We start from the raw sequence: 25460 nt of genomic DNA, 5'->3' as shown, positions 1-25460 counted from the left end.
TCCATCTATTTCTCTATCTATGTTTAGCCACCAGCTAGAGTACGGCGAAATTACTCGTTATGGAAGTCTGCGCCTCCTTTTTTCTCTGCTTCAATTTCTTGTACTCAGACTTTTGTCAGTCAATCAGTAAGCATGGGTCGCTCCTTTGTTCCAATCTGCATTTAATAACATTGCTAGTGCTTTATCACCAGATAAAGCTTTTTCGGATTTACTCAGGTATTGAGTAGCGATACCTAAAGCTGCGGGTGTTGAGTTTTCTAGTAGGATATGAAGCTCATGTACTGCTCTTGAGCATCCGACATAAATTCTTCGTCTCCACTCAGCTTTTGCAAACTGTTGTGGATAAACATCCACAAGAATTAAGGCTTTAGCTTCTAAACCTTTGAATTTACGAACAGTAGTAAAGGTAATTTTGCCTTGTTCAAAGTCTTCTGATAGTAGACCAAGCTTAAGCTGTTCAATATTTTGAAGTACAGACTTTTCTATAGTTTCCATCGACAGAATTGCAATTTCATGGGGTTTTAGCCCTCCCTCACGAAAAGTCTTGATCAGTGCTTTAACGTGGGACTTAACTTCTGTCTCATCTTTACAGGCATACAGCTTGGGTTTAGGGCCTTGAACACCAGCAGTTTCTTGCCCTTTATTAAAACCCGCACAACGCTGTGCCGTTTTAGCAATCTGTAAAGTATTGCGGCAATTACGCTTCAATACAAGACGGCATTCGGCGGTTTCAATCCAAGTAGGCAAAGTATCTCTGTAGATAAGTTGGTTGCGATCAAAGAAAATATAAAAGCTTCCAGAAGTTCGCAGACTCAACCATTCTAGTAAATCGTCATCAAAGTCCTGCTCTTCATCAACGATAATGTGATCATATTTCCAATACGACTCATCTTGAGCCAAGTAGTCAATTAGCACGGATGGTAGTTGATCTAATGAACAATTCGCAAATGGACTACACTCCCTTGCTAGACTGTGAATTGTATGAAACTGAATACCTGGCTGTGAATGATTGAAATTAAGAAATTTCTTTAGAGCAGCGTTATAGCAAAGAAACAAAACTTGTTCACCATCAGCGCTCAATCTTCTAGCTTTCTCTAATCCCAGTACAGTTTTGCCTGTTCCAGCTGTTCCTCCAATAACTGCTGTATTCTGTTCATCAAGAAAATCAATAATCTTCGCCTGTTCAGCAGTCATCTGAATAAACTGCTTATCTCTAAACTCAAAACTAGAGCGTAGAGAGGGAATGACACAGAAGCTGGGAGCAATTGCTTGGAGTACTTTTTCTACACTTGTTTTCGATAATTTATGTGCTGGAAATTTGCTGGCCCAAAATTCATAGACTTTTACAACAGCATTAGATGAATCATTTAATGAATTTTCATCTAAAACTATTTCCGTAGGATAGCTGGGTGGCAAGTTGTGTTTAGGATACTTGACTGAGGGAAACCAAACTGCATGACAAACCAAGCAACGCTCAACACTATTTAAAGTATTCTCGATTTTCTCAAGCAACAAAAATTTAGTTGCTCTAGCTTGATTTTCCGGATCAGTCGCATTTTGTTTTCTGGTTGCTCGGTTTTTTTGATATAACTGCCCATTAACAAATTGAATTTCTCCAGCTTTGACTTCGATAACTAAAACGCCTCTTTGGGGATCGAAAATTACAAAATCAGCTTCCCCTTGAGCTTTTCTCACCCTACTCGTACCAGTATTGATCCAAGATAGCGAGTAAAATACGTAACAGCTATTATCTAGTTGCTTAAGGGCATTAAAAACTTGGTATTCACCCTCACTGTTGTTGAAACTCTGAGGAGAATCAGGAATCATCACTGCCATGAATAGCAGTCTCCTCAATTTAAGTAGAATAAAACTATCTTAGATTATTTATACTTTTATTCCCTCAGTATTTTCAGCTATTACTCGGCACAAAAGAGAGATAGCGACAGTATTTACTAGGGCACGATTATCAAATTTCCCAGAAAATAATTATCCCTTTAACTTATGTACCCGTTGCCACTCCTGTTGTGTAATCTTGTAATTTGTAGCGTTCGGCTGACGAATTACAGCCAAGTTTTTCAAGGCAAGGTCTTGTTTTAAATCTTCCCTTAGCAAAGGCTTTTCTAACAACTTGCTGGTAAACCGAATCTTTGCACAAGGTTTAATACCAATGCGGGCGGTATCTATCCAATAGCCAATATCAGGTGGGTTTACAATAATTTTAGGAGGTTCAATAATCTCTGTAATTGCATAAATTCCCGCCTTATCGCCAGATTTCCAGATCAGTACTCCATCACCAGCAACCATGTCTTTTGCATAGCGGGTTACAAGCCACAGCATCTGCTCAAAGTCGCGGATGCCATCAATGATGCGGTAATACTTGGGGTTGCCTTGAAATAACCAATATGCCATTACTTTTTTCCCTTAAGAATTTGATGGGGTGACGGGGGCGAAGCACTCCGTAGTAATCGCTTCTTATCACTATTCATAAAATGCAGAACTTCGTCCAAACTTCCGAGGCGGATCAACATTTTCAAAACGAACTGCTTTAGAGTCAAAAGCAATGATAGTTTTAGCTTTACCAAACATATCAATGGAGTAACATTCTTCTGGGTGAATAGGAGCAACAATTCGTTGGTTTCCTTCCCAGTTGTAAATATGTACCTCAGAACAAGCTTGAACCAGTTCTAAATTTAGTGACCAGTAAAAGGTTTTTCCTAAAACTGCTAACGTGCGTAATCCTTCAGGTATTTCATGAAGCCTTGTCAACTCATCGGCATATTTATCTAGTTGTTTCAGTGGAATACCTGTACGGACAATTACAATTTTATTGCTCATATTTTTCTTGAGTCTTTATAAAAGATGAAAATGTTCAAAAGCTTCTCTAATGAATGGCAATCTATCTGGAGGACAAGGATAAACTCTTGGTTTTCCTTCAGAACTGCGTTGAGATGCTTTAAGTGGAAGTCCTAACTGTTCTTTGGCATGAGCAATCCAACAGGTTTTAACTGTGACCTGATGTTTAGTTTTGATGTAATCCTGAAGTTGCTTGTAAGTAGTCATATTTGAGAATTGATATCACCTAAGAATCTGGTTTAAACCACTCATAGCAAATAAGCTTAATGTCTTTTTGCTGGATAATATCTACTGGTCTTATGTCTTGGTCATCTGCAAGTTCCTCATATTGGTCAGTGTCTACAAAATATTCATCTAACTCAGAAATGAGTAAGCTGACATTTTTATGTTGTTTGAAATTCTCCCAAACTGCTTTAATATCTCGTTCATAACTACGGGAATTAACTGTGGTAATAACTTTTAACACTCGTTCCTTGGCTTGTTCATCAATTGGTTCACTTTGAAATAAATCAGGCTGGGTAAGGGCATGATGAATACTTTGTAATAGTTTGGGCATTTGCGGTTTAATGCCTTTAGCTGTTTGCTGTTGTTGGAAAGAGTTAAACAGATTGCCTATGGCTCTTTCTAAAACAGAGAAAATGCGGTTATCAAACTGGACTGGTGGTAATTCATCGGGTTTAGGAAAGTCTGAAGATTGGCATTTAAGCCAGTTAAAAATGGTGCGTTTGTCGCTAATCAACCTATTAGGGTCTAGGGAGATAGCATTATCAATGCGTGGGTAAAAGTGCCAAAAGTGTTTGTCTTGTACCCGAAAAGCAAAGAATATACCCCCATCAGGAACGTTGGGGTGGGGTATGGGTTTGTTCCAGGTGCTATGAATACCAAAGGGGATATCATCAATTAGTTCTTTGCTTGCTTGTTGTAAAAACTCTAGTAGGGGTAATCTCATTTCATCTAGAGATACCAAATCAGATGCTTGTTCTAGTTCCTCTAAAATGGCTTGTTTTTCTGCATCTGTGTCAGCCATCTTGAGTTTGTACAGTTCGTCTAATGATTTACCAGAAATAGTTTCACCTAGTACACTACCGTCTAGCCCTACTTCCCGGTCAATGGTGGCAATGCGCTCTTGTAATCTTCTAACTAACCCTAATAGCGTCTCTAGTCCCTGTTCTGGAAAGCAATTGTATATAAACAGTTCATCATAATCTGTTCCCAGTCGGTCAATGCGTCCTGCTCTTTGAATCATGCGGACTGGGTTCCAATGCAAGTCATAGTTAACTAACACTCCAGCATCTTGCAGGTTTTGACCTTCTGATAGTACATCTGTACAAACAAGAATATCAATTGGGTTTTGTTGCAGTAGAGCTAATTCCTCATCACTATCACTATGGACATTAGCTTTAGGTGCAAACCGCTTAACTTTCTCTTCTCGTTGTTTACCGGGGGTTGCACCAGTCAATAACTCAATTACAGGCGCTTGACCATTAACTTGCATTTGAGATAACCAAGCTTTATCTGTAATTAATTGCTTATATAAATACTCAGCCGTATCTTTAAAGTAGCTAAATACTAATATCTTTTTACCTTGCAGTTTGGTTTTGAGTAAGTCTTTGAATGCTGCTAACTTGCGGTCATAGTCTGTGTTGGCTGTGGCTGACGATTCAATTTTTTCTAAAGTGATAAGAATGTTATTTAAAATTCTCAAGTCAGCTTCAATCTGCTGTTTGAGTTGATTTAGGTCATAGTCTTTAGAGTCAACTTCACTTAGTGACTCAATAATGGCATTAACTGAGTTACCTTCTTCTTCATCTTCAGCAGCTAATACTAACTTGCGAAAGTTTTTACTATCTAACAGTTTTCCTTGTTGAGTGAGAATTTCATAAAAATTAGTCTGAAAGTCTCTCTGATTGCGAATACTATTTTTAAAAGCAAGTAGCGAACTTTCAAATCGTTTAAAATAAAGGGCTTTTTGGAGGGCAACTAGGGCATCATTGCGCTTGACTTCATTTTCTTCCCCTTTATCCTTGCGCTTTTTAAAAGCCTTAATGTTATAAGCAGGTAAGTTAAGCTTGTCAATTTGAGCGGCTATCCCAGTGTACAGTCCAGCAAAGCTATCTTCAAAGTTATAGGTAAACTGTTCTAACTGGCGTTTAGGAAAGTGAATGAGTTTACCATTAATGCGAATTTCTTCACCTGCTTGTTGCCTTCTAATCACGTCCTGGCGGCTGCGTCTCACCATTGTTTGCATGAGGAGTTCTGTAATTTCTACGCCACCTTTAGCTAAGGCTTTAAAATAAGTCTTGAGGTTAGAAATACCCCATTCTCTGTAATAGGTTTCACCACCACGGGTAATTAGTAGTATTTGATGATAAAGGTCAAAGATGCTGTTATTAATAGGGGTAGCGGTTAGTAACACCACCCGTTTATTACGTTTACCACTGCTAACTAGTTTTAATAAATTGCGGTAGCGATTGGTGGCACTGTTACGAAAGTTATGAGATTCATCCACTACCACGATGTCATAACGTGCGTAATCTTGAACATTAAAGCTTTGACGGCTGATTTCTTCATGGGAAATTACATCAGCTTTAATGCCAAATTCATCTAGTTTTTTGTCCCACACTAATTTTTTGAGTTGTGCCGGACAAACCACCAAAGCACGAGGCACAAATCTCGGTTTCCTCAGTTTAATTAGGTAATAGTCCAGCAGCCGCAAACCAATAAAGGTTTTCCCCAAACCCACAGCATCAGCAATAACACAGCCATCATGTCTTTCTATGAGTCTGACTGCTCTTTCAAATCCCTCTTGTTGAAAACTGGCTAGTTCTAATGAGGTGCGATCGCTCTCGCCAATGATGGTATCTTCCTTAAATAGTTCGTATAGTGCTTTGAGGAATATTTGGTAGGGGGTGTAAGCTTTACTGCCAAACTTAGAGGCATTGAGCGCATCAATTAGCTTGGTTTTGTAATCTAAATCAACACTAGGGTCATTCCAAAATCCTGCAAACCAGTTATGTCTGAGGTCGTGAGCGATCACACCAATTTTGTTGACAACGTTTAACTCGGTATTCCCTTCTAAGCCGGCTGGGGTGAAGTTGGAAGACCCGACGATGCTGTAATTATTGAAGATATAGGCTTTGGCATGAAGAAACTGATTTTTATCTCCATACGCTCCAAACAGTCTCACCTCAACGTCATGCCTTTGCAGATAGGCAATCATGCGCTCTATCTCATTCTGGTATTTAGAATTTAGCGGTTGGGTTTCTAACTCCTCTTGAATGTTTTTCTTAAAGTAACGGATTAAGTCAATGCGATCGCTCTCTGCTGGTCTAATAGTGGGGTCACGTCCAATGAGTAACCGCAGACTGGTTAGGCGGTTCATGGCAGCTTCTAGGCGTACCCATGCCTCAATGCGGAAAAATCCGGTGGCGATGTCAAGGACTAATTGGTTTTCATCCTCAATTAAGGTTTTGAGGATGGTTTGGAGTTTATGGCGGGAGTTGTCGATGTAGTCTGGTAGAGGCATTTTATTATTACTATTTAATCACTTAAAGCCCATCTGAAAACTTAATGTAGTAATTCTAAATTAATTAGAAACGACACGTGTACCATCTGTTTTATTTACAAAATATTAATATTTTCTGTCCATAGCCCAAACAAGGTTCCTATCAATGCAGCTATTATTATTAGCAATATAAATGTAACCCACACTACGTATGCCCCTACTATTAATCCAAAAACCAATAAAAGCAGTTGAATAATAACATTATTTTTTTGTTCAATATGGCTATTTAGCTGAGAAAATTCTTCCTCTTGAGTTAAATATTTATTATTTATAGGGGAATTATTGAGAGATTTTTTGATTTTAATTAAGACTTTTGCATAGGCTTGAAAATTTGCTGCTGTTGCAGTGATAAGATAAGTACCTGGATTATCATCTGCAAAAAACAACCCATCTTGATATATAGTTCCACCACTAGATTCCCATATAGCTTGTTCTATTTCTGATTTATTTCCTTCAGAATTAATTCCAAATACTGTAAATGAAAGAGCTTGATTATATTCAAGCTCAATACTATCTGGCGAAATGATGATTTCTGTTAGCTGAGGAAGCTGAGTTAAAAGATGTAATTTGAGATTTTCATAAGCTTCATTAATTTGTTTTAATTTTTTCTCTGCTTTTTTTTTAATTCTTTGATTATTACAAAATTTGTCTGGATGCCATACAAATACTATATCTCTATATGCTTGTTTTACATCTTGCATACTATCTGTTGTTTCTATTTCTAATACTTTAAAGCATTCATTAATATTCATATCTTACCCCTCCTTAATAATCTTCATTTCCTCAGCTGTCAGCCCATACAGATGAGCAACCCTATCATCAATTTCTGCTTCCCAATCTTCTACACCCTCACCTTTGGCATCAAGGCATTTTTGTACTAGGGCTTTAATGGCTAGACAGTCTGCTTCGGGGGCAGTAGGGATGGGGATTTGTTCAAGATTTTCTTTGTACGCTTGTAAGTAGCCATTTTGTAAGTCAGTACAAATCTGTTTGATAAACCACCATCCACAAGCTGAATTTAGTATTGCTGTAGTATATTCATCAGCGCCTGCAATTAAATGAAGTGCATTATTATGAAAAAAACCTTGATTATCAAATGCGAAGGTTGGTTTGTTCATAAAAATACTTAAAATTATTTTAGGAACTTTAAACTCTTGCCAATAAGCTACATTATCCTGAATTTCATACCACTTATAACTTCCTGCTTTTCTTCCTCCTTTTACACCAGGAGTTAGTCGCTCTTTATATTGCAACAAATAATTATAAATAGCAGGATACTTTGTAATATCAATACCCCTCCTTGTGAAAATCAACCACAAATTCTGATAGTCCACACGCCACCGTTTAACATCTTTTCCCCTCAAAAACGGTTTTAACACTTCAGATGATGATTCGTGTTCAGCAATCAACCTATCTCGTGTTTCTCTATCTACAACAAACGTCTCATTTAACCCCGTTAAAATTCCTCTATAAAGCCTACCATTGACATAATCACCCAATGGTATACCTGCGCTCCTCAATTTATCCAACAACCGCAACACAGCAGGAGACTCTAAACGCCACCCATCAGCCCCCAATTCTTTCTGAGGCATATAAAAACTTTGGTTTTTATACACCGAATTAAACTCATCAACAGACTTTCCAACTTCCCAATTCAGCACACGAGCTTGATGATTGTTTGGCTTACTCTTACTGACTAAAATAATGCTAGGGTAAGCGATCGCTTCAAATACTGGCGCATCCCCAAAATCAATCAACACCTGGACTTGTGACTTTTCCCCTAAAAATTGACGCAACTTCTCACCATAACCAGCACGGAAGTATTTGTTAGACGTGATGTAAGATAAATGTCCTCCAGACTTAAGTAGCCTAAACCCACGCTCATAGAAGTAAACAAAGAGGTCACATACCCCGGTGTAACATTCATATTCTGCTTGAAGGGCTGGCTTGAGTTCTTTAATCTGCTCTTGTCTCACATACGGCGGGTTCCCAATCACAATATCAAACCCGCCCTGCTGCTGAAACACCTCATTAAAATGCAGATGCCATTGGAAGAAGTTAAGCGATCGCATCCCTCTTTCCACCTCAGCCGCAATCTGGCCTAATTCCTGCAATTTGGTACTGATAGCTTGTTGCTTCTGAGTTTGAACGCGGCTAGCTTTGCCCTTAAGACGTTTAATATCCTGTTCTAAATTGCGCTGCTCAATCTGCCAATACTGAAGACGGTCAGCGATCGCAACTCGAAACACATTCTTTTCAGCCTCTAAAATTTCTCTTCTAAGAATCTTGCGCTCTTGGGCATGAGACTCAAAGTACTGGTGTTGCAAATCTATCAAGGGCTGAATAGCTGATTGTACAGGGGTGACATTCAACATTGTCTGCTGGTCTTTGGTGGGGTCAGGAATTAACTGCTCACCTTGAATAGTAGAAATCAGTGAATCCCCACACATCAGTTTGTAGTCAAGGTTAGGCAGTGGTTCCACATCATCAATATCAGGAATATCCACCACCAGCGATAACCACATCCGCAGCTTGGCAATTTCCACCGCTTCGGGCTTGATGTCTACACCATAGAGATTATTAGCAATGATGTCCCGCTTCCATTGACTGATAGTGATACTACCCCGTTGTACTGGTCTACCATCTGTTCGATGAGTGATCGCTTGTTTGACTGACAAAATTACCTGCATCATCCCCATTGGGAATGCACCAGAACCCACAGCTGGGTCACAAATCCTCACAGAGTTTAGTGCCTGCTTTAATTTCTTAGCCTGTTCTTTGGTCAGCAGTTGGTTAATATCCTGTCCAGGTAGTTCAGAGTCATATTCTGTAAGTTTCTTGACTGCTTCCAAGTCCATACCTGTCGAATCTGCCAAGTAACGGCTCAAAGATTCCACACACATGAACTGGACAATACCTCTAGGCGTATAAAAAGTACCACTTTGCCCCCGTTCCTCAGATGCCAACATATTCTCGAATACTTTACCCAGCATCTCAGGGTCAACGGCCACATCTTCATCACCCTGGACGTTTTCTGAAACGGTGAAGTTATAGCTGTTAAAGAACCTGAGAATACCTTTATCGCCACTGGGGTCAAAAAGTGAGTTAGGTAATTCGATTTGAGGGGGTGTTTCCACGCCAGCTGCATCAATAACGCCTAAACCATAATCCCGGTCAAACAGTCCACCATTGAGATAAGGAATTTTACCCCAAGGGGAATCCATATTTGGGCGTTGTTTGTTGAGCATTTCAAAAAACAACGGCTCTAGCACCTGATTATAGAAATCGGTATCTTTTAGGTCTGAGCGTAGTTTGTTGTACTGAGTCTTTAGAAAATTGCGATCGCCTGCCAAAAACTCCTTTTTCTGCAAAAAGTAGAGGAACATAACTCGCCCCAGGAGTCGTTGAGAGAATTGGTGCAGCCGATTGGAGTCATTGAAGTAAGAATGCTGATTGTTAGCTTTAATAACCCGTTGCAGTTCCTCAAAGATTTCTCGATAACCCCGATAGAACTCTTTAGTCAGCTTCTCTACATCAAAAGCTTCACACTGCACCTTATACAGTTCTTGGGGAGATAGATTACGAGCAGCGATCGCATCTAGACGGTCACGGTCATAGTTGGTAGGATTAGCCCTGTCAATTAATAACTTGCGGATGCTAACTTTTAAATTCAGGTCAGCATCAAAGGTTTTACGGGGATTGACCAACATCAATTGGTCATAGTTTTTTGTACCCAACAGGAGAAAATTAGAGGGTCGTCTACAAAGACTTTGAGCCAGCGATCGCATTCTGTTGCTGGCAGTACTATTCGAGAGCCATTCGTTTTCTTGAAGCTGAAACAGCAAAACTTGCAGCGACTCATTACCATACTGATGATCAGCAATCATGTATGCGTCCCAAATAGCTTCTGCACTCCGAGTAGGTAGCTCTAAGTCATCAACAGCTAATTGTTGAGCAGAAGCATTGTAGCCAATTTTTTGAAATAAAGATGCTACGTTTTGTGGGCTATTTATATGCCTGACATCATCAAGTTGTAGTAATCGCTGCGCCATTTTAATGTTCCATTAACTCAAAACTTATTTTTTTAAAACTCTTGTGGTGTATCGACTTTAATTAATCTTGGATTGACAAATTGAATCTGCAAATTCCCTATGAAAATTGCGGCATCAAACAAAGCATTGCAAGTATCGCCATATCAAAATTAAGCAAGCAATACTACTCACCTAAACAAATCTGTTTACTTGTTACTCAGAACTAATTTGATTGATATTTCGCTAACAGTTTCTGCCCTGGATCACCCATCTCTTGCAGAAGTTTTTCAATCCTCTGCATAGCCATCGGTGATAACTTAGAGCGTTTATTTTCCCAACGATTAACTGTGGAATAAGTAACACCCAAATGTGTTGCAAACTGTTCTTGGGTTAAGCCCGTTACAGTGCGAAGTTCATGGATAAGCTGTCCCAGTTTTGGTTGTTCGATTACCAAAGGCTTTTTGATCGTCATTAGCTCAAAACCCACTACTTGAGTAGCAAATAATGTGTAATTTGCTATATCGTAGTTAGCCTAGTACTAGGTTGTAACCCGCTAATATACTGTTATTTATTTACTGTAGCTTCAATATATCTATGTAATAAACGCAACTTGTACTTAAGTATGCTTGGTGAGAACTGGTTTAATGTACAATTGCTCCCAAAGTGCCATTGACCGCACGTAAATAATCATCTGGGGATAGCAGAAGCAGCATTCCTCGCATTCCACCAGAAACAGTGATCTGCTCAAATAGGGTTGCAGTTTCATCAAGGTAAACTGGATAGTCTCTTTTACTCGCTAAAGCCGTTACACCCCCACGGATGTATCCTGTTAGTGGCTGAACTTCCTTGAGAGCAACTGTTTCAACTTTGCGGTTTCCCGAAATCCGTGCCAAGGCTTTTAAATCTAACTGAGCATTTCCTGGCACGACAGCAAAACAGATACCTGTTGTGTCACCTCTGACTACTAGAGTTTTAAAAACTTGCTCTGGCGGAAGACCAACTTTGTGCGCTGTACTCTCAGCAGCTAAATCATCAGGATCTACTTCATAGCTGAGGATTTGATAGGGAATACCTAGTTTATCCAGTAGTCGAGCAGCATTAGTTTTCATTGCTCTTATTCCCAATCTTCAATCACCAGCCCACTAACACGACTGAATTCTCTGGTGTTGTGTGTGACTAGCGTTAAGTTATTCACCAGCGCGATCGCTGCAATCTGTAAATCATAAGGCCCAATTGGTGTACCAAGCGTCCCTAACTCTGCCCGAATTGTGCCAAAAATCCGAGCCGCCCGATCATCAAAAGGCAAAGATACAAAATTATTTAAGAATGCTTCTTGTAATGTTAAAGTCCGTGTAGGATTATTACTTCGCATTGCACCATAAAATAGTTCGGCTTTGACTACCGAACAAACAACAATATCTACTGGTGATAGCGATTCTAACCTCTGCCTCACAGCAGACATAGGACGATTCAGATAAACAATACAAGCATTGGTATCTAACAAAAATCTCACTCTAATGGCTCCCTAGTGTCATACTCACCTTGGGGATATCTTTGAATTGGGTCATCTGCTAATGATCCAGCTGTTTGTTCAAAAAATCCGGCTGGCCATCCCAATTCTTCGGGTGTTTTTGGGGGTGCTGATGGTTCGATTTGTTGATAAATCACCATGACTTCCATTTCTTTGTCTGTTATGCCAACAGGAATCTCAAGGTGCAAAATGCCGTCAGCCCCAACATGAGAACATAACTTAATACTTTGCATTACTATTTTCTCCTAGTCCTTGGTTGATTGAAAATTACGTGGTATCTTATCTATGATGCCGTATTCTTTTTCAATCACACTCAACAGCTTCTTCTCTATAGCTGTCAAATACGGTCGCTTCAACTCTCCCAAGTGCTTTAAGACATCACTTGAGGCATCTTCCAAGTTTTGATTTTCCCATAGCCTATGAATGCGTAGGCGTAGCCCGCCGCAGGCATCGCTTCCTGTGGGAGAAATAGCACCATCGCTGATTAACTGCATTTGCTGACATTCGGATGAATAAGCCAATTCCTGAAAAATTATCTCGCCAAATCGACGCAGGTGTTAAACTCGCTATGAAAAAAGCTATTGAAAGACACCGCCGTTTAGTAAAATTTATTAGCATTTGGCAAAATGGCCAAGTTGTGAGATTAACCGCAGAACAAATTCCTCCTCTCAACTCAGATGAGTAACCTATTTTCCCTCATTCCAGATCAAATCCGAGATAAATTACCACTGACGGAAGATAAAAAACAACTACTTCAGCAGCAAACCATTACTCAAGATATCCCAGGAACAATTCTGCGGGATTTTCAAACTATTTTAGAACTTCTCCAACCCAATGGTGTTGAAGTTAGTAGCACTTATTACCAATTATCGCTTAAGTATCTCCAACAACTTAACTCACAATTGAGTTATCCCATAGATATTAACCTCAAACGTCCTGTACAAAAATCCTATCCTTATATTCACGGTCTTTATTTCCTTCTACGCACCTCTGGACTGTCTCAAGTTATTACCGAAGGTAAAAAGAGCAAGTTAGTTTTAGACCAAAAATTTCTGCAAATTTGGCAAGGATTAAACCACACAGAACAATATTTTACCCTGCTAGAATCTTGGTTAGTTTGGGGAGAAAGCGAACTCTTAGGCGACCAAAGAGATATGTTTGACCAAGCATATCGCTGTTTATTATTTTGGAACAATCTCCCATCATTAGGATTAAAAATTAATAATTACTCAGAACAAGATAAATTAGTTTATTATCCTGGTTTCCACAATCTCGCTCTCTTACATTTATTTGGATTAATTGAACTGACATCAGTCAAACCACAAGCCGCTAAAGGCTGGTGTTTTACTCATGTAAACCCCAAGCCTTGGGGTAATGCTCTCATGGCTGTATTAACAGAAAGTCGCTCAAATATCCAAGTAGAAGATTACGCCACTTTTCGGTTAGATTTTCGCATAGCTTTTGACAATTTAAAACCCTATCTCCAACCCTATTTCCCGGAATGGTCACAAACATTAGTGATTGCAGAAGGCGATTTTACTGAGGGTGTTTATATATTTAAAGCCACTTTACAGGATGCTTGGCGACGGATTGCTATTCCTAGTTACTTTAATTTGGATGAAGTAGCCTCTGCAATCGTGCAAGCATTTAATTTTGACCCGGAACACCTCTACAGATTTATTCACAAAGACCGTTTAGGAAGAACTTGGGAATTTAATCATCCTGTTGTCGAAATTTCCCCTGATACCTGCGATTTTCGTTTAGGCGATTTATCCCTAGAGGTAGGTAGTCATTTACAATTTATCTTTGATTTACTGCAAGAATGGGAATTTGATTTATATGTAGAGAAAATTGAACCAGCTAATGACAAAATGAAAAAGCCCAAAATTCTTGAATCTCATGGTGAACCGCCAGCGCAGGATGGTGAAGAGGGAGAGCTTTACTGATGCGATCACTCTTACAGTATTAGTGTAAAGGGATGGGTGGTGCGTTCCTCGAACGGGTTGCCGCAGACATCGCCTTAACATTGCTTATATATAATCTCTGATTTATTCTCCATCTTCTATTGCGCCTAATGCTTTGAGAGAGGCTTTTTCAGCTTGGGTTAAACCCATTATCCCAGTAATATTCATAGCTTCATAGGGTCTTTCACACCTAAGTGTCTTCAAGCACTCCCCTGTCCTAATATCCCAAAGTTTTATAGTTCCATCTTGGCTGCCACTAGCTAGAGTTTGACCATCTGGACTAAAAGTGACTGACCAAATCCACTCAGTATGCTCTTGCTCTTGCAGAATTTTAAGGCATTTGCCAGTGCTAATACTCCACAATCTAATCGTGTGGTCAGTGCTACCACTGGCTAGAGTTGTGCCATTTGGACTAAAAGCTACTGAGCAAACTAATGCAGTATGCCCCTGAAAAGTTTTTAGACACTCACCAGTGCTGATATTCCATAACTTTATAGTTTTGTCTAGACTGCCACTAGCCAGAGTTTGACCATCTGGGTTAAAAGCTACTGAATCCACTGAGCCAACGTGTCCTTTTAGAGTTTTTAGGGAACAACCATTATCAATATCCCATAGCTTGATTGTCTCGTCCCCACTACCACTAGCCAGGATCATCCCTTGATGGCTAAAAGCAACAGACGAAACTGTATTTGTGTGTTCCTGCCAAGTTTTGAGACGCTCACCCTTACTAACACACCAAAGTTCTACAGTACGATTCTCACTGCCAATAGCTAAGATATTACCATCAGGAGAGAAAGCAATTGAGACGATTGCCTTTCTCAAAGGTTGTAAACTTATGAGGCACTGACCAGTATTAGTATCCCATAACTTGATATCATCATCACTGCTAGTAGCTAGAGTCATGCTTTGAGGCTTGAAAGCAACTGACCAGATTTTATGAGTGTGCCCTCGCAAAATTTTCAGACATTCACCACTGCTAACATCCCAAATTCTTGCGGTATGATCGTCGCTACCACTAGCCAAAATCGAACCATTAGAACTGAAAGCAACTGATTCTATTCCATTACTGTATCCTTGAAAAGTTTTGAGACATTCACCTGTATTCGTATCCCAAACTCTTACAGTATGGTCATTACTTCCGCTAATAAGGATTTGACTGTTAGGAATAAAACAAACCGATCTAACTAAGTTAGTATGCCCTAACAAAGTTTTGACGCATTCACCTGTGTCAATACTCCATACTTTAATAGTTGAGTCGCCACTACCACTCACCAGAGTTTGACCATTGAAACTAAAACAGACTGACCAAATCCGCCTGAGATGACCTAAAAAAGTTTTAATGCATTTACCAGTATTAGCATCCCAGAGCTTGATTGTATTGTCTTCACTACCACTAGCTAAAATTTTGCCATCCGGGCTGAAGCAAACTGACTCAATCAAACCAATATGTCCTGATAAAACTTTAAAACATTCACCAGTATTAGCATTCCAGAGCTTGATTGTATAGTCTTCACTGCCACTAGCTAAAATTTTGCCATCGGGGCTGAAGCAAACTGACCCTACACGACTAGTATGCTTTAAAATTTTGAGGCATTCACCAGTGTTAGCATCCCAGAGCTTAACTGTATAGTCTTCACTACCACTAGCTAAAATTTTGCCATCGGGGCTGAAGCAAACTGACACTACACGACTGGTATGCTCTAATAAGATTTTGAGGCATTTACCAGTGTTGGCATCCCACAATTTCACTGTATAGTCTCCACCGGCACTAGCCAAAATTTTATTATCGGGGCTGAAACAAACTGACCTTACCCAATCAGTATGTCCCTTACAACTTAAAACTGGTTGACCTTCTGAAAGTCGCCAAAAACAAACCTCCCCACTTTTATCACCCGTAGCTAAAACTTCTCCATTGGTGCTAACTGCCACTGATAAAACGCTGCTAAAGACTTTGGATAAGTTAGAATTCAACAGCTTTGCTTCAACTAAATTGACACGACGAAGACTGGCATTGGTAAAATCAGCACCTTTGATCACAACATGGCTGAAATCTCTCCCCTCTAATGCGGTCTTATCAACCTTCACCGCCAATGTTGCCGCATTCCCGCCAACGTAACCCACCTCTTCTTCGCTTTTGTTTCGTGTTGCCTCAATCATCCTAATAAGAGGCTCACTATCACTTAAGATTGGTAAAAGTAAATCCATCACAGCTTTAGTGAGTGGTGCTTTACCAAAGGTCTGCCTTAACTTATCCAAAGACTCGTTTCTAAATTCCCTTAACGGTGCGTTCCCAAAAGGTGTTGCCGCAGTCATCGCCTCCCCACTCCCTTGACGCGAAAAATAACCAGACCAAGTATAATCAACAGACGTTGCACTGCTATCCAAACGTGATTGTGCTTGGGCTAATTCCGTAAAATCACTCGTCAACGCCCCCAACTCTGCTGCAAATTTATAGGCCACAAAAAACTCTAACAGCGACCGATGCGCTGGAGTATAGTTACCATCAGCATTACGGACAAGCATCGTCTGCGCCATCATGTCATAATGCCAGTGGTCTAAATCCTTCTCTTCTTGCACACTAGAACCAAATAAGCGGCGAATACGTTCTGGGAAAAGGCGATAATTCAGGCTCATTTGGTCAGTAGATAGCATTTCCCAGGAAAGTTCGCACAAAAAGTACAGTTTATCTGCCAAAGAAGTAAAAGTACGCTCGGCTTTGATGTCCCGTTCCATCTTGCGCCACACTGCATACAGATAAACCCGTGACATATCCACAGGTTTACCCGCCTCAATATCTGGCAATGCTTCTAAAATTAATTCAGTCATCAGTGGACGACGCGCTAAGTCCAAAAGTTGAGAATTACCCATTACCTGCTCAACTGTTGCTGGTTCAGCTTGGTATGACAACATCTGGCGAATTTGTTCGTCGTTAAATTTCTCCAGTTCCAAGACTTCAAATTGAGGTGTTTCGCCAGTTAATTTTTTAGTTGATGCTTGCAGTTCTGCATTTAGTAAAGCACGTCCTTCCTTCGCTTCCGGGAAATGCTCAGTACGACAGGTGAGGATGACTTTAGCACCGGGAACCACCACCTTCGCCAGTTCCCAAAAGTTGTTAATCATCTGTTGACGATCTACCTTTGCTGCCATTTCGTCAAAGCCATCGAAAATTAGCAGCAACTTACCCATACGATTGAGTTGGTCAAAGACTTCGCTGTTGATACGGATATTGTGTTGGGTAAAAAAGAAACCTGCTAAAACATTCTCAACATTTAGTGCTTTGGCAAAGTCACGCAGGGTAATTACCAAAGGCAGACGGGGACGTTCAACACCACGTTTCTGGGCATCACGGTAACGTTGCAGTGCAGTCCAAGCATAGTGAAAAACAAACCAAGTTTTACCTGTGCCAAATTCTCCCAGAATTGAAATATGCTCTTTAGCTGGGTCATCAAGCCAAAGGTCTATATACCCATCAATCCAGCCGTCTTCTTCTTCATATCGACTCACCCCGATTCGCCGCTTGGTAACTGGGTCAATTTCTTCTTTTGTACAAGCAAGCGGTACATACAAGGTATCAATTTTTCGGCGTTTGATTTCTGCTTCTAACCAGTCGAGATAACCATTAAAGTCAGCATCTAAGTCAATCAGTTCGTCAAATGTAAAGCAGTCAAGGCGATGATTTTCTTCCTTCTTGACTTCATCCCGTGCGGCACGGGAAATCCGACGGGTAGTCACCAGCCATCCTTCATCAGTTTTTTGCGCCTCAACTGACGAACGCAACGCCATGACATCACTCAGTCCCACCTCTCCTGCAACGCCACGTATAAGAATACGGTCATAACTGCGACGTACTGGGATGTGAATTATCCATTCAAAATATTCCTCTGCCCAGATTTCATATTTTTCAAAATCATAGCCCAAGGTTTCAAACCATCCTCGCATCTGCTGGGCTAGTGCGATCGCTCTACATTGGTTTGCAGTCGCAGTTCCTGGTAGTGCGGGATAATTCTCTACTGCCAACCTTGCGATTTCTGTACGAATTCCCTCCAGCGTCGGCAGTCTTTCCATTTGCTCTTGGATACAAGCAATCCTTTTATGTAGAGAGCCAATTTTCTGGTTTAGTAAAACATCAGAGGGTGTGCGAGTGCGTTTAGTAACTTCGATAAATACAGTTGCAAATTCAGCCACTTCTCGCCTGACATCAAGTTGCAAACTACTAATCTCATCACCCAAGGTATAGGTATCTAGAAAAGCATCAACCTCAGAAAGCAGAATTGAGGGGTTATTGTGGTCTAATGCTGTGCGAAAAGCTTGTTTAATTGCTCTTTGTCGGAACAATTCGAGCAATGGCTTAGGTTTGCCTACGCCATATTCTACTAGGGCGTAAGCGTAAACACCACTAAAATCAGCAGGTGGATGCTCTGGATCGAGGTGAAATTGCTGGAGTAACTTAATTACAGTCTCCGAACGCAGAATTTTTTCTTTAATCAAAGGGTTGGCGATGCTAGTAATTGCGTTGAAGACCAGATCCAGGTTAATCAAGCTCATTAAAATACTCCAATAACACAGAGCTATCTTGCTAACTAAGGGTTAATTACTGTTACAAATAATATACCGCCAAAAACAGTTTTATTTTATACTTCCTCAATGATTCTCGAAAGAATACATTTGATAACTGTAATTTACTAGGCGGTCGCTTTGCTCCTCCTGTTCAACAATATTTTTTCCGAGTTGATTGCAAAGTAGATTTTGGAAGTAGTTGATCACTGCTTCGGCGTAGTTCACCGCAGGCATCGTTTCCATTCCATCACTCAAGGTATATTCGCGGGTATTCATCGCGTCGAATTAAATTAACAATGATGAAAAGACCACAAACTGTCAAATCATTGGAAGAATTAGGTCGGGTACGTTTGTCAAAAAACTTTTTTATGCGTGATTTTCTACACTCAGAAATATCTCAAATTGAAGGAATCCCAAATATACCAGATAATCCTGATTTGGCGATCGCCTCCGGCAAAAATCTTTGTGAACAAGTTCTAGAACCAATTCAACAAGCTTTCGGAAGAATCAGCATTCGCTCTGGATATCGGTCATCTGCTGTCAATGCTAAAGGTGCAGAAAATAAAAACCAGTACAATTGTGCTAGTAACGTATCTAACTATGCAGTTCATATCTGGGATGTTCCAGACGCTCAAGGTTATATGGGTGCTACAGCCTGCATTATTGTGAATTCTTTCATTTTATTGTTACTGATCGATAGGCGATAATAAGCAGATAAATTCATACTTTAATTCTGCAAGACTCTATTTAAGCCATTTCTCGCTCCATTCTTTTTTAATTTCATAACCATTATTATTAAGATGATTTAATTCTAATAACCCACCTTCTACCTTATAACAATACGCATCTTTTTTAAATCCACAGAGATCTATAGCTCCATAACCTGTTTTTATATCCTGGGTAGGAAGCATCTTTGTTCCTAAGTGATAATAAGGTTTACCTTCCCATTCACCAGTTCCAAACCATATTACCTCTTTATTTAATGCCTCTTTATTTAATGGAAGAACACAACGTATACCCCAGTCTCTTGAATTAGGTTTTTCAATTCTTCTTTTGGTTAGAATAGGATATACTTTGTACTTTTGAAATTTTTTTCCACATTTAAATCTATTTGTTGGCTGACCTAATGGAAAATATTTAATTTCAGAATTCGATTGAGCTAAAGTCCACTTTTCTATTAGTCCTTTTTCATCTTTAGTTTGAAATTCTAATATAGAATCTTCTTTTTTATTAATTATATTAATTTGCATTTTTTTCTTTAAAAGGCTATTTTTGGGGTTGTAATCATCGAGGGCAAAAATATTAGTAACGCTTGAATTTGAATTTTCGTATGAGCTTTCTCCAATATGACGATATTCTTGATTATTCATTCTGCCTTCACCATACCATACAAGTCTAAAGCTTTTATTTCCTAGCTTTTTATCTCTAACCGTGTTTATTTTAAGGAGACAACGTATACCAGTAACTTGATTGTTATTCAAAGTTTGAACAGAATAAGTATAAACATGTGGGCCACAGATAGATCCTTTTTGTTTTGATTTTTCATATACTTCCCTATTTGTTACACTTACATTATTAAACTCAGCCTCAGAAATATTAGATTCCAATAGTTTAACTTTTGACAAATTTGTATTTCTATCAATTTTAGTTTTCCTTAAATTAGCACCTATTAAATCAGCATTTTCTAAATCAGCATTTTCTAAATTAGCATTTTCTAAATTTACTCCTACTAAATTAGCTCTATTTAAGTCACTATCTTTTAGATTAGCTTCTATTAAGGTAGCTTCTCTTAAGCGAGCTTCAGTTAAATCCGTCTTCTCTAGTTTGGCTTTTTGAAGATCAGCGTATCTTAAAGAAGCTTGTGATAAGCGAGTCCTTCTTAAATCTGCACCTGAGAGATCCGCACTTGAGAGGTCAGCACCTGAAAGGTCAGCACCTGAGAGGTCAGCACCTGAGAGGTCAGCACCTGAAAGGTCTACTCTTGGCAGCTTAACTTTTACTAGATTAGCTTTACTTAAGGATATAATTGGCTTGTTTTTACTACTTGAAGGAGAAAAATTTCTATTATTAATTAGATTTGCCTCTATTAAGAAAAATAATAAAATTCTTTTACTATCTTCATCTAACTGTTCTAACGTATTTATTGTTTTAACACGAGCTAAATTTTGAACTTCTTCATTCTTGCGTAGAGGATTTCCGTCTTGAATTAACAGTTGTTTCATGTAATCTATATATTTTGTAAGTTCTTCCTTTTGATAACGTTTATTTGACTCTTCTTGCTGAAAGTAAATAGTTTGAAAGGCAGCTATAACCGTTAATACTGCAATTAATTGAGGTATAAAATCCCAAAATGTTTTACCCTTAAGTCCACTCCATTTAAAAATAAGAATAAAAGTTGACTTAAGCCTTTGTTGCAATTTCATTGTAATAACTCCATCATTTGCTCTATTTCTATTAAGAAATGAATTTTTATCTCTACACTTTTCATTGAATAACACTCTTGTGTTAGATTGGGAGAACCTAACCGATGAAAGCCCTTTGAGCTTTTTCAGTTTTTCACTAGAAATAAATATTAGTTTTTACTAGAAAATAAAGCTTCAATCCTTGATTGGTTAACAGTTTCATAATCTAGCTTCGACAATTGTTTTCCAATAGGGACACAAGAGGGATAAAATTAAAGTTCTTCCACTAGGTAAAACGATAGGAAAAAAGCAAACTATGTAAATAAAAATGAACTAGATTAAAATTCTCTTCACCCTACCTCCTACTTTTGTTTAACAATAAATATTTACACTGCTACACTTACACAGCTTTTATATTTCAATACATTCTGTCTATAACAGAGCAGTAAATAGCGAAAAATGAAGCAACATAAAACTAGTCATGTATTGTTGCAAGAATAATTATGGCTTTACTGCTAAATTTAGCTACAAGCGTACAAAGCCATATTCCAGATTGATATTAGCAATATCAGTAGATTTACGATAGCAGTTAAGCTTGATAAAATCTGAACTCTTGAACCAATAGTTGTTGCATCCTTGTCCAGTCTTGAATCCAGCACTTAAAATAATTTAAAAATAAAAATATATTTTATCGCCAAAATTGCTTAATTGCTTATCCTTCTTGCCTAGCTTCTGGCTCCAAAACAGTCAACAATTTATCCTCCAACGCAGTCAAATAAACACGATTCAGCTTCCCCAAAGACTCCAAAAACTTCTGCACCGACTCCTCCAGCACTCGAATACACCCGATTGATGCGTAGGCGTAGCCCGCCGTAGGCATCGCAAATCACCTGCATCTGCTCACACTCGGCAGGCAAGTAATTGAAGGATTTCAGATGCTGCAAACCAACGGTGTACACACCATCCCAGAGTTTTACAGTGCAGCTGAATTGGCCCACATGGTTAACGATACCCCAACAGCCACCTTTGCCTCTGAGTTCAGGATTCTCTTTAACAAGGATTTGGCAGACTTCCCCGATTTGGTAGGTGTTTGGTAACTTTCGTCCTTTCAATTATGCGCTGCACTACATCTTACTTATAAGACGCTGAACTTGGACAGATACATCAGGAAACTTTAGGGGTGAAATAGTACCTGTAGTTAATGTCAGTTCGGTTTTGTATTCCCCATTTTTTAGGTCACGAAATACTTTTAACTGCGGAGTCTTCAGGTTGACAACCCAGTATTCAACAATACCAGCCTCAGCATAAATGTCTTTTTTGTCACCTAAATCTTTGCTCAAGGTGGCTTTGGAAAATTCAATAACCCAAAAGATATCTTCTGGGTAAGGATGGTGTTCTAAGTAGACTTCACCTAAAGGTTTGACAATCGCAACATCGGGAGCAGGTTCAGAATCGTTGGGTAAGGTAATCGGTTTGGCATCGCGGATTTTTACCCGTTCACCGAGCAGTGTGCGAAGATAATCAGCTGCTTCTGTGTTGTAGTAGGCGTGAGGTTCTCGTTCTGGGGGCATAACAATCAGGTCGCCGCGCAATAGTTCAATGGACTGGTCGTCAAAGATACCTGCCTCTATTGCTTGGTGATAACGTTTAATTGTCCATTTATAGGTAGTTACAGTCATAACCATTATTTAGCTCAAAGCCAAATCTATCATCAATTCCATATTCGTTCTCAATCAAACCTAACACCTTCTCTTCTACCTCCGTCAAATACGGTCGTTTAAACTGCTCCAAGTACTTCAACACAGGACTTGGGGCATTTTCCAATTTTTCGCGGTTCTGCAATCTACTGATACGTAAGCGTAGCCCACCGCAGGCATCGCTCTTAGAGAAATGCCAGTTATCTACACCTTCTGAAATCCTATTTGGTTTTGTTCATTTCTAGCCAGTTGTAGAGTGGGAACTGAACTCTGTTGAGCGCTGTATCAATTTTGTAGAGGGGTTCTACAGCACTCAACTAAACAACTAGCATAGCTGGATGTCAAGAAGCGGGAAGTTTTATCTTTAGTATAGCGAAAGTAGGGCGACAGAAAAATAAGCATTCCAGCTTTTTAGGGCGGCCACATTATCCTTTAATTCCGGCCATCTTTTCCTCTAAGTGACAGATTTGTCCGGCTTCTCCTTCCAAAAGTTGTCCAAAATCTTCTTAAAATTACAATTGAGTAGTTGAGTTACATCTTGCAGGCAGTGGGATATATGAATCAAGAAAAAGAACAAGCTTCTGAACGATTTTATTCTTTCTTCTCCTCAATTAAACCTCCTCAACATAAAAGCGCTCCTAATGAAGATAACTGGCAGTCTCATATTTTACTTCACGGTGCAATTGAAGAACTAGCAGCAAATCTTTGGCACGTAACTGGCACTTTGCCCAGTTCTGTTATGGTGCCACGCGAAATGGTGGTTTATAGATTCGCCGACTCCAGTTTACTAATTCACAGTGCCATCGCTTTAAATCAACAAGGAATGGCAGAACTTGAATCTTTAGGCACACCTAAAATCCTAATTGTACCTAACCGCATCCATAGGCTTGATGCAGGTGTATATAAACAACGCTATCCCAAACTATTAGTTGTTTGCCCCGCAACAGCAAAACCTTATGTTGAACAAGTGGTAGCCGTAGACGGAAGCGCAGAAGAAGTTTTACCTAATTACGGTATTATTTGCCACATACCTGATGGTATCCGAGAGCAAGAACTAGTTTATGAACTACCTCTTGCTACGGGAAAAGCACTAGTGTTTACTGACATTCTCTTTAATCTGAACAAGCAATATTTACAGCAACATTTACCTACGGGAGAGTTCTTACTTCAGTGGCTAGGAGCGAGTCTTATTGGGTCAAGTGGATTTTTCGGGATCACTGGCTTGGGTAGACGCTTTTTTCTCACAGATCGCCATGCCTATCGTCAGTGGTTAGAAGCATTAGCTGATGCCATCACTGATTTGCAGGTTATTTCTGTAGCTCATGGTAGTCCAATAGTTACTGATTGTAATTCCCGATTACGTGAGGCAGCCGCACGCTTACTTTAGAAATTTCTAGCGTGGCAAAACTAGCTAGAGCAAAAATTTAAACGTAGTAAATTCGTTATTATTGAAAATTTTGGTTTACCTATTTACGCCTATTTCAATCATTAAAAATCTACTCTAGCAAGTTTTACCACTCTAGAGAAATTTTGCTCTTATCTCAATTATCAGAATTTTCCACTGTGCATTTATTTGCTTATATCCAAGTAATTTAGCAATTGTTGTTTCTACTTATTCACACAGAAAAAGCATTATCAATCCAATCCCAAATTTCTCATCGCTTTCCACAAATTAGGTCGTCGCTTATGCTGAACTTTCCATTGGGACAACAAACTATCATAATTCTGCGGTGCTAACTCCTTCAAGGCAGACATCCATTGTGCATTTTTCGTATAATCCGAGCTTTGAGACGAGTCCGGTCTGGGTACAAAGTTGTGTAAATTTGCTTGCCAATAAGCCATCACTCTTTCCCACAAATCAGGCGGTGCATATTCTTGGAGATACCTTCTCCTAGAAATATCATCCCGTGTCGATAGTTGGTTTGGTAGAATCACAACCTCATAAAACTTCGGGTAGGGGGATTTTCCCTGATACTTTATCTCGGTCAAATCTTTTGTTAACAAATGTAAAACACTATATTCTCCACCCAGTTGCGCCTGTTCTCCAGGTAAATTCTCCAACCACTCGATAATTTGTTGCTTAAACCAAGTATGTCCTTTTTCCTTAGTTGTAATACTATCGAGTAACCAATGCAACCACCAAGTATCTACGGGTTTTTGATTTGTATATAAACCTAAGTATCTGTATGGTGTACCACGTTTTATTATCGATTCACGCCAAGATGTAAACAAGGCTTGCTGAGTATCTTTACTTACTGATATTTCAGCAAAAGCTTTGAACATACTTGACCAATCGTAACAACAATCAAAAGTAATATACTGAATTGACAAAGCATTCACCCGTTCGATTTCTCCCAATTCTCGAACAGCTTGCTGATAATAGCGAAGTAAAGTTTTTTCCTTTTCCCAATTCCCAGGAGTGTAAGAAAATCCACCCACAGCAACAAATAGCAGCGAGTTTTCCGGTGTCCAGGGATTCAAGTCAGGTTTGTTTTTTAATAACGCATCCAAAGTCTCGTGAATCACTATAAGACTTTCTCTATATTCTTGTTTAGCCAACAAATCCTCAATTACAGGTAAACCATTTTGCCATTCCTGGGAAATAGTTGCCCGGAGATTGTTCAAATATATCTCTGGGGTTGCAAATTGCTGCATCAATTCCATGTAAACTATATGCCAATAAGAAAAAGTATTCTCTAAGTCATGCTTCCACAGAGAAACTTCTCGATTGGCCTGGTTGACTGACAAAACTCAAGTAGAATAGCAATATGACTTGACCCGAAACTCTCTTTCGTACTGCCTTTGAGCCTGTTTTTTAGAAGCAATAGCAGGTTCTGGATCAGGAGTACCAAAAAGCTGC

Annotated in this window: 23 protein-coding genes; 5 read left to right on the top strand and 18 right to left on the bottom strand. The window is 39.4% G+C overall.

Annotated elements, in window-relative coordinates; all coding sequences use genetic code 11:
• Nucleotides 1-123: 123 nt before the first annotated feature.
• From H6G92_RS33290 to H6G92_RS33235, 12 genes are all read right to left on the bottom strand, one after another.
• On the bottom strand, nucleotides 124-1836 hold the full coding sequence (locus H6G92_RS33290) for a nuclease-related domain-containing DEAD/DEAH box helicase (RefSeq protein WP_190900450.1): 1713 nt from the start codon (nucleotides 1834-1836) through the stop codon (nucleotides 124-126).
• 150 nt (nucleotides 1837-1986) lie between these two features.
• Complete coding sequence (locus H6G92_RS33285) at nucleotides 1987-2409, bottom strand: EVE domain-containing protein (RefSeq protein WP_190900448.1); 423 nt, start codon at nucleotides 2407-2409, stop codon at nucleotides 1987-1989.
• 69 nt (nucleotides 2410-2478) lie between these two features.
• Nucleotides 2479-2835 (bottom strand): hypothetical protein, encoded by a 357-nt coding sequence (locus H6G92_RS33280; protein WP_190900446.1) that lies wholly within the window; start codon nucleotides 2833-2835, stop codon nucleotides 2479-2481.
• Between the two features lie 15 nt (nucleotides 2836-2850).
• Nucleotides 2851-3060: a hypothetical protein gene (locus H6G92_RS33275; RefSeq protein ID WP_190900444.1), complete on the bottom strand. Its 210-nt coding sequence runs from the start codon at nucleotides 3058-3060 to the stop codon at nucleotides 2851-2853.
• A 19-nt stretch (nucleotides 3061-3079) separates the two neighbouring features.
• Nucleotides 3080-6379 (bottom strand): helicase-related protein, encoded by a 3300-nt coding sequence (locus tag H6G92_RS33270; protein ID WP_190900442.1) that lies wholly within the window; start codon nucleotides 6377-6379, stop codon nucleotides 3080-3082.
• 95 nt (nucleotides 6380-6474) lie between these two features.
• On the bottom strand, nucleotides 6475-7170 hold the full coding sequence (locus H6G92_RS33265; protein ID WP_190900440.1) for a J domain-containing protein: 696 nt from the start codon (nucleotides 7168-7170) through the stop codon (nucleotides 6475-6477).
• A gap of 3 nt (nucleotides 7171-7173) precedes the next feature.
• The gene (locus H6G92_RS33260; RefSeq protein WP_190900437.1) at nucleotides 7174-10470 is read right to left on the bottom strand and encodes an Eco57I restriction-modification methylase domain-containing protein; all 3297 of its coding nucleotides are present in this window, start codon (nucleotides 10468-10470) and stop codon (nucleotides 7174-7176) included.
• A 202-nt stretch (nucleotides 10471-10672) separates the two neighbouring features.
• Nucleotides 10673-10921: a helix-turn-helix domain-containing protein gene (locus tag H6G92_RS33255; protein ID WP_190900435.1), complete on the bottom strand. Its 249-nt coding sequence runs from the start codon at nucleotides 10919-10921 to the stop codon at nucleotides 10673-10675.
• A 169-nt stretch (nucleotides 10922-11090) separates the two neighbouring features.
• Entirely contained in the window at nucleotides 11091-11558 is a 468-nt protein-coding gene (ybaK, locus tag H6G92_RS33250) for a Cys-tRNA(Pro) deacylase (protein ID WP_190900433.1), read from the bottom strand.
• 5 nt (nucleotides 11559-11563) lie between these two features.
• Nucleotides 11564-11962: a type II toxin-antitoxin system tRNA(fMet)-specific endonuclease VapC gene (gene vapC / locus H6G92_RS33245; RefSeq protein WP_190900431.1), complete on the bottom strand. Its 399-nt coding sequence runs from the start codon at nucleotides 11960-11962 to the stop codon at nucleotides 11564-11566.
• Nucleotides 11959-12213 carry a hypothetical protein gene (locus H6G92_RS33240; protein ID WP_190900429.1) on the bottom strand — a complete coding sequence of 85 codons (255 nt, stop codon included), beginning with the start codon at nucleotides 12211-12213 and terminating at the stop codon, nucleotides 11959-11961. Before H6G92_RS33240 ends, vapC begins: the two co-directional genes overlap by 4 nt.
• Before the next feature lie 12 nt (nucleotides 12214-12225).
• On the bottom strand, nucleotides 12226-12474 hold the full coding sequence (locus H6G92_RS33235; protein WP_190900427.1) for a hypothetical protein: 249 nt from the start codon (nucleotides 12472-12474) through the stop codon (nucleotides 12226-12228).
• 14 nt (nucleotides 12475-12488) lie between these two features.
• Between H6G92_RS33235 and H6G92_RS33230 the strand changes: the two genes are divergently transcribed.
• Both H6G92_RS33230 and H6G92_RS33225 read left to right on the top strand, forming a co-directional pair.
• Nucleotides 12489-12665, top strand: a complete 177-nt coding sequence (locus tag H6G92_RS33230) for a hypothetical protein (protein ID WP_190900425.1) — start codon at nucleotides 12489-12491, stop codon at nucleotides 12663-12665.
• Nucleotides 12658-13926: an IS1096 element passenger TnpR family protein gene (locus tag H6G92_RS33225; protein WP_190900422.1), complete on the top strand. Its 1269-nt coding sequence runs from the start codon at nucleotides 12658-12660 to the stop codon at nucleotides 13924-13926. Before H6G92_RS33230 ends, H6G92_RS33225 begins: the two co-directional genes overlap by 8 nt.
• A 102-nt stretch (nucleotides 13927-14028) precedes the next feature.
• On the opposite strand, the gene H6G92_RS33220 is transcribed toward H6G92_RS33225, so the two are convergent.
• Both H6G92_RS33220 and H6G92_RS33215 read right to left on the bottom strand, forming a co-directional pair.
• Entirely contained in the window at nucleotides 14029-18489 is a 4461-nt protein-coding gene (locus H6G92_RS33220) for a WD40 domain-containing protein (RefSeq protein WP_190900420.1), read from the bottom strand.
• Nucleotides 18490-18585: 96 nt separating this feature from the next.
• Nucleotides 18586-18777, bottom strand: a complete 192-nt coding sequence (locus tag H6G92_RS33215; RefSeq protein ID WP_190900418.1) for a hypothetical protein — start codon at nucleotides 18775-18777, stop codon at nucleotides 18586-18588.
• 20 nt (nucleotides 18778-18797) lie between these two features.
• On the opposite strand from H6G92_RS33215, the gene H6G92_RS33210 reads away from it, so the two are divergent.
• Complete coding sequence (locus tag H6G92_RS33210) at nucleotides 18798-19208, top strand: hypothetical protein (RefSeq protein ID WP_199345074.1); 411 nt, start codon at nucleotides 18798-18800, stop codon at nucleotides 19206-19208.
• A 36-nt stretch (nucleotides 19209-19244) separates the two neighbouring features.
• Here H6G92_RS33210 and H6G92_RS33205 read toward each other — a convergent pair whose 3' ends face one another.
• Together H6G92_RS33205 and H6G92_RS39885 are read right to left on the bottom strand one after the other, a co-directional pair.
• Nucleotides 19245-20924, bottom strand: a complete 1680-nt coding sequence (locus H6G92_RS33205; RefSeq protein ID WP_190900416.1) for a pentapeptide repeat-containing protein — start codon at nucleotides 20922-20924, stop codon at nucleotides 19245-19247.
• Nucleotides 20925-21615: 691 nt separating this feature from the next.
• Entirely contained in the window at nucleotides 21616-21783 is a 168-nt protein-coding gene (locus H6G92_RS39885; RefSeq protein WP_242059412.1) for a hypothetical protein, read from the bottom strand.
• Nucleotides 21784-21838: 55 nt separating this feature from the next.
• Here H6G92_RS39885 and H6G92_RS39880 point away from each other — a divergent pair, with 55 nt between their 5' ends.
• Nucleotides 21839-22000 carry a hypothetical protein gene (locus H6G92_RS39880; RefSeq protein ID WP_190900456.1) on the top strand — a complete coding sequence of 54 codons (162 nt, stop codon included), beginning with the start codon at nucleotides 21839-21841 and terminating at the stop codon, nucleotides 21998-22000.
• A 27-nt stretch (nucleotides 22001-22027) separates the two neighbouring features.
• On the opposite strand, the gene H6G92_RS33190 is transcribed toward H6G92_RS39880, so the two are convergent.
• Entirely contained in the window at nucleotides 22028-22582 is a 555-nt protein-coding gene (locus H6G92_RS33190; RefSeq protein WP_190900415.1) for a Uma2 family endonuclease, read from the bottom strand.
• 574 nt (nucleotides 22583-23156) lie between these two features.
• Here H6G92_RS33190 and H6G92_RS33180 point away from each other — a divergent pair.
• A complete protein-coding gene (locus tag H6G92_RS33180; RefSeq protein WP_190900413.1) occupies nucleotides 23157-23987 on the top strand; it encodes a hypothetical protein in 831 nt (276 codons plus the stop codon).
• 248 nt (nucleotides 23988-24235) lie between these two features.
• Here the strand turns inward: H6G92_RS33180 and H6G92_RS39875 are convergent, their stop codons facing one another.
• Nucleotides 24236-25348, bottom strand: coding sequence for a hypothetical protein (locus tag H6G92_RS39875; RefSeq protein WP_242059411.1), 1113 nt, complete (start codon nucleotides 25346-25348; stop codon nucleotides 24236-24238).
• Between the last annotated feature and the right edge of the window lie 112 nt (nucleotides 25349-25460).

Origin of the sequence: Nostoc foliaceum FACHB-393 (assembly GCF_014698505.1) — a bacterium.
Taxonomy (GTDB): domain Bacteria; phylum Cyanobacteriota; class Cyanobacteriia; order Cyanobacteriales; family Nostocaceae; genus Nostoc; species Nostoc foliaceum_A.
The sequence above is the reverse complement of the archived record's forward strand: the minus strand, read 5'-3'. Positions and strand labels throughout refer to the sequence as shown.

Coding starts and splice junctions, on each gene's coding strand:
- H6G92_RS33290 (WP_190900450.1), bottom strand. CDS start 1,836: ATGGCAGTGATGATTCCTGATTCTCCTCAGAGTTTCAACAACAGTGAG.
- H6G92_RS33285 (WP_190900448.1), bottom strand. CDS start 2,409: ATGGCATATTGGTTATTTCAAGGCAACCCCAAGTATTACCGCATCATT.
- H6G92_RS33280 (WP_190900446.1), bottom strand. CDS start 2,835: ATGAGCAATAAAATTGTAATTGTCCGTACAGGTATTCCACTGAAACAA.
- H6G92_RS33275 (WP_190900444.1), bottom strand. CDS start 3,060: ATGACTACTTACAAGCAACTTCAGGATTACATCAAAACTAAACATCAG.
- H6G92_RS33270 (WP_190900442.1), bottom strand. CDS start 6,379: ATGCCTCTACCAGACTACATCGACAACTCCCGCCATAAACTCCAAACC.
- H6G92_RS33265 (WP_190900440.1), bottom strand. CDS start 7,170: ATGAATATTAATGAATGCTTTAAAGTATTAGAAATAGAAACAACAGAT.
- H6G92_RS33260 (WP_190900437.1), bottom strand. CDS start 10,470: ATGGCGCAGCGATTACTACAACTTGATGATGTCAGGCATATAAATAGC.
- H6G92_RS33255 (WP_190900435.1), bottom strand. CDS start 10,921: ATGACGATCAAAAAGCCTTTGGTAATCGAACAACCAAAACTGGGACAG.
- ybaK (WP_190900433.1), bottom strand. CDS start 11,558: ATGAAAACTAATGCTGCTCGACTACTGGATAAACTAGGTATTCCCTAT.
- H6G92_RS33240 (WP_190900429.1), bottom strand. CDS start 12,213: ATGCAAAGTATTAAGTTATGTTCTCATGTTGGGGCTGACGGCATTTTG.
- H6G92_RS33235 (WP_190900427.1), bottom strand. CDS start 12,474: ATGCAGTTAATCAGCGATGGTGCTATTTCTCCCACAGGAAGCGATGCC.
- H6G92_RS33230 (WP_190900425.1), top strand. CDS start 12,489: ATGAATAAGCCAATTCCTGAAAAATTATCTCGCCAAATCGACGCAGGT.
- H6G92_RS33225 (WP_190900422.1), top strand. CDS start 12,658: ATGAGTAACCTATTTTCCCTCATTCCAGATCAAATCCGAGATAAATTA.
- H6G92_RS33220 (WP_190900420.1), bottom strand. CDS start 18,489: ATGAGCTTGATTAACCTGGATCTGGTCTTCAACGCAATTACTAGCATC.
- H6G92_RS33215 (WP_190900418.1), bottom strand. CDS start 18,777: ATGAATACCCGCGAATATACCTTGAGTGATGGAATGGAAACGATGCCT.
- H6G92_RS33210 (WP_199345074.1), top strand. CDS start 18,798: ATGATGAAAAGACCACAAACTGTCAAATCATTGGAAGAATTAGGTCGG.
- H6G92_RS33205 (WP_190900416.1), bottom strand. CDS start 20,924: ATGAAATTGCAACAAAGGCTTAAGTCAACTTTTATTCTTATTTTTAAA.
- H6G92_RS39885 (WP_242059412.1), bottom strand. CDS start 21,783: ATGCCTACGGCGGGCTACGCCTACGCATCAATCGGGTGTATTCGAGTG.
- H6G92_RS39880 (WP_190900456.1), top strand. CDS start 21,839: ATGCTGCAAACCAACGGTGTACACACCATCCCAGAGTTTTACAGTGCA.
- H6G92_RS33190 (WP_190900415.1), bottom strand. CDS start 22,582: ATGACTGTAACTACCTATAAATGGACAATTAAACGTTATCACCAAGCA.
- H6G92_RS33180 (WP_190900413.1), top strand. CDS start 23,157: ATGAATCAAGAAAAAGAACAAGCTTCTGAACGATTTTATTCTTTCTTC.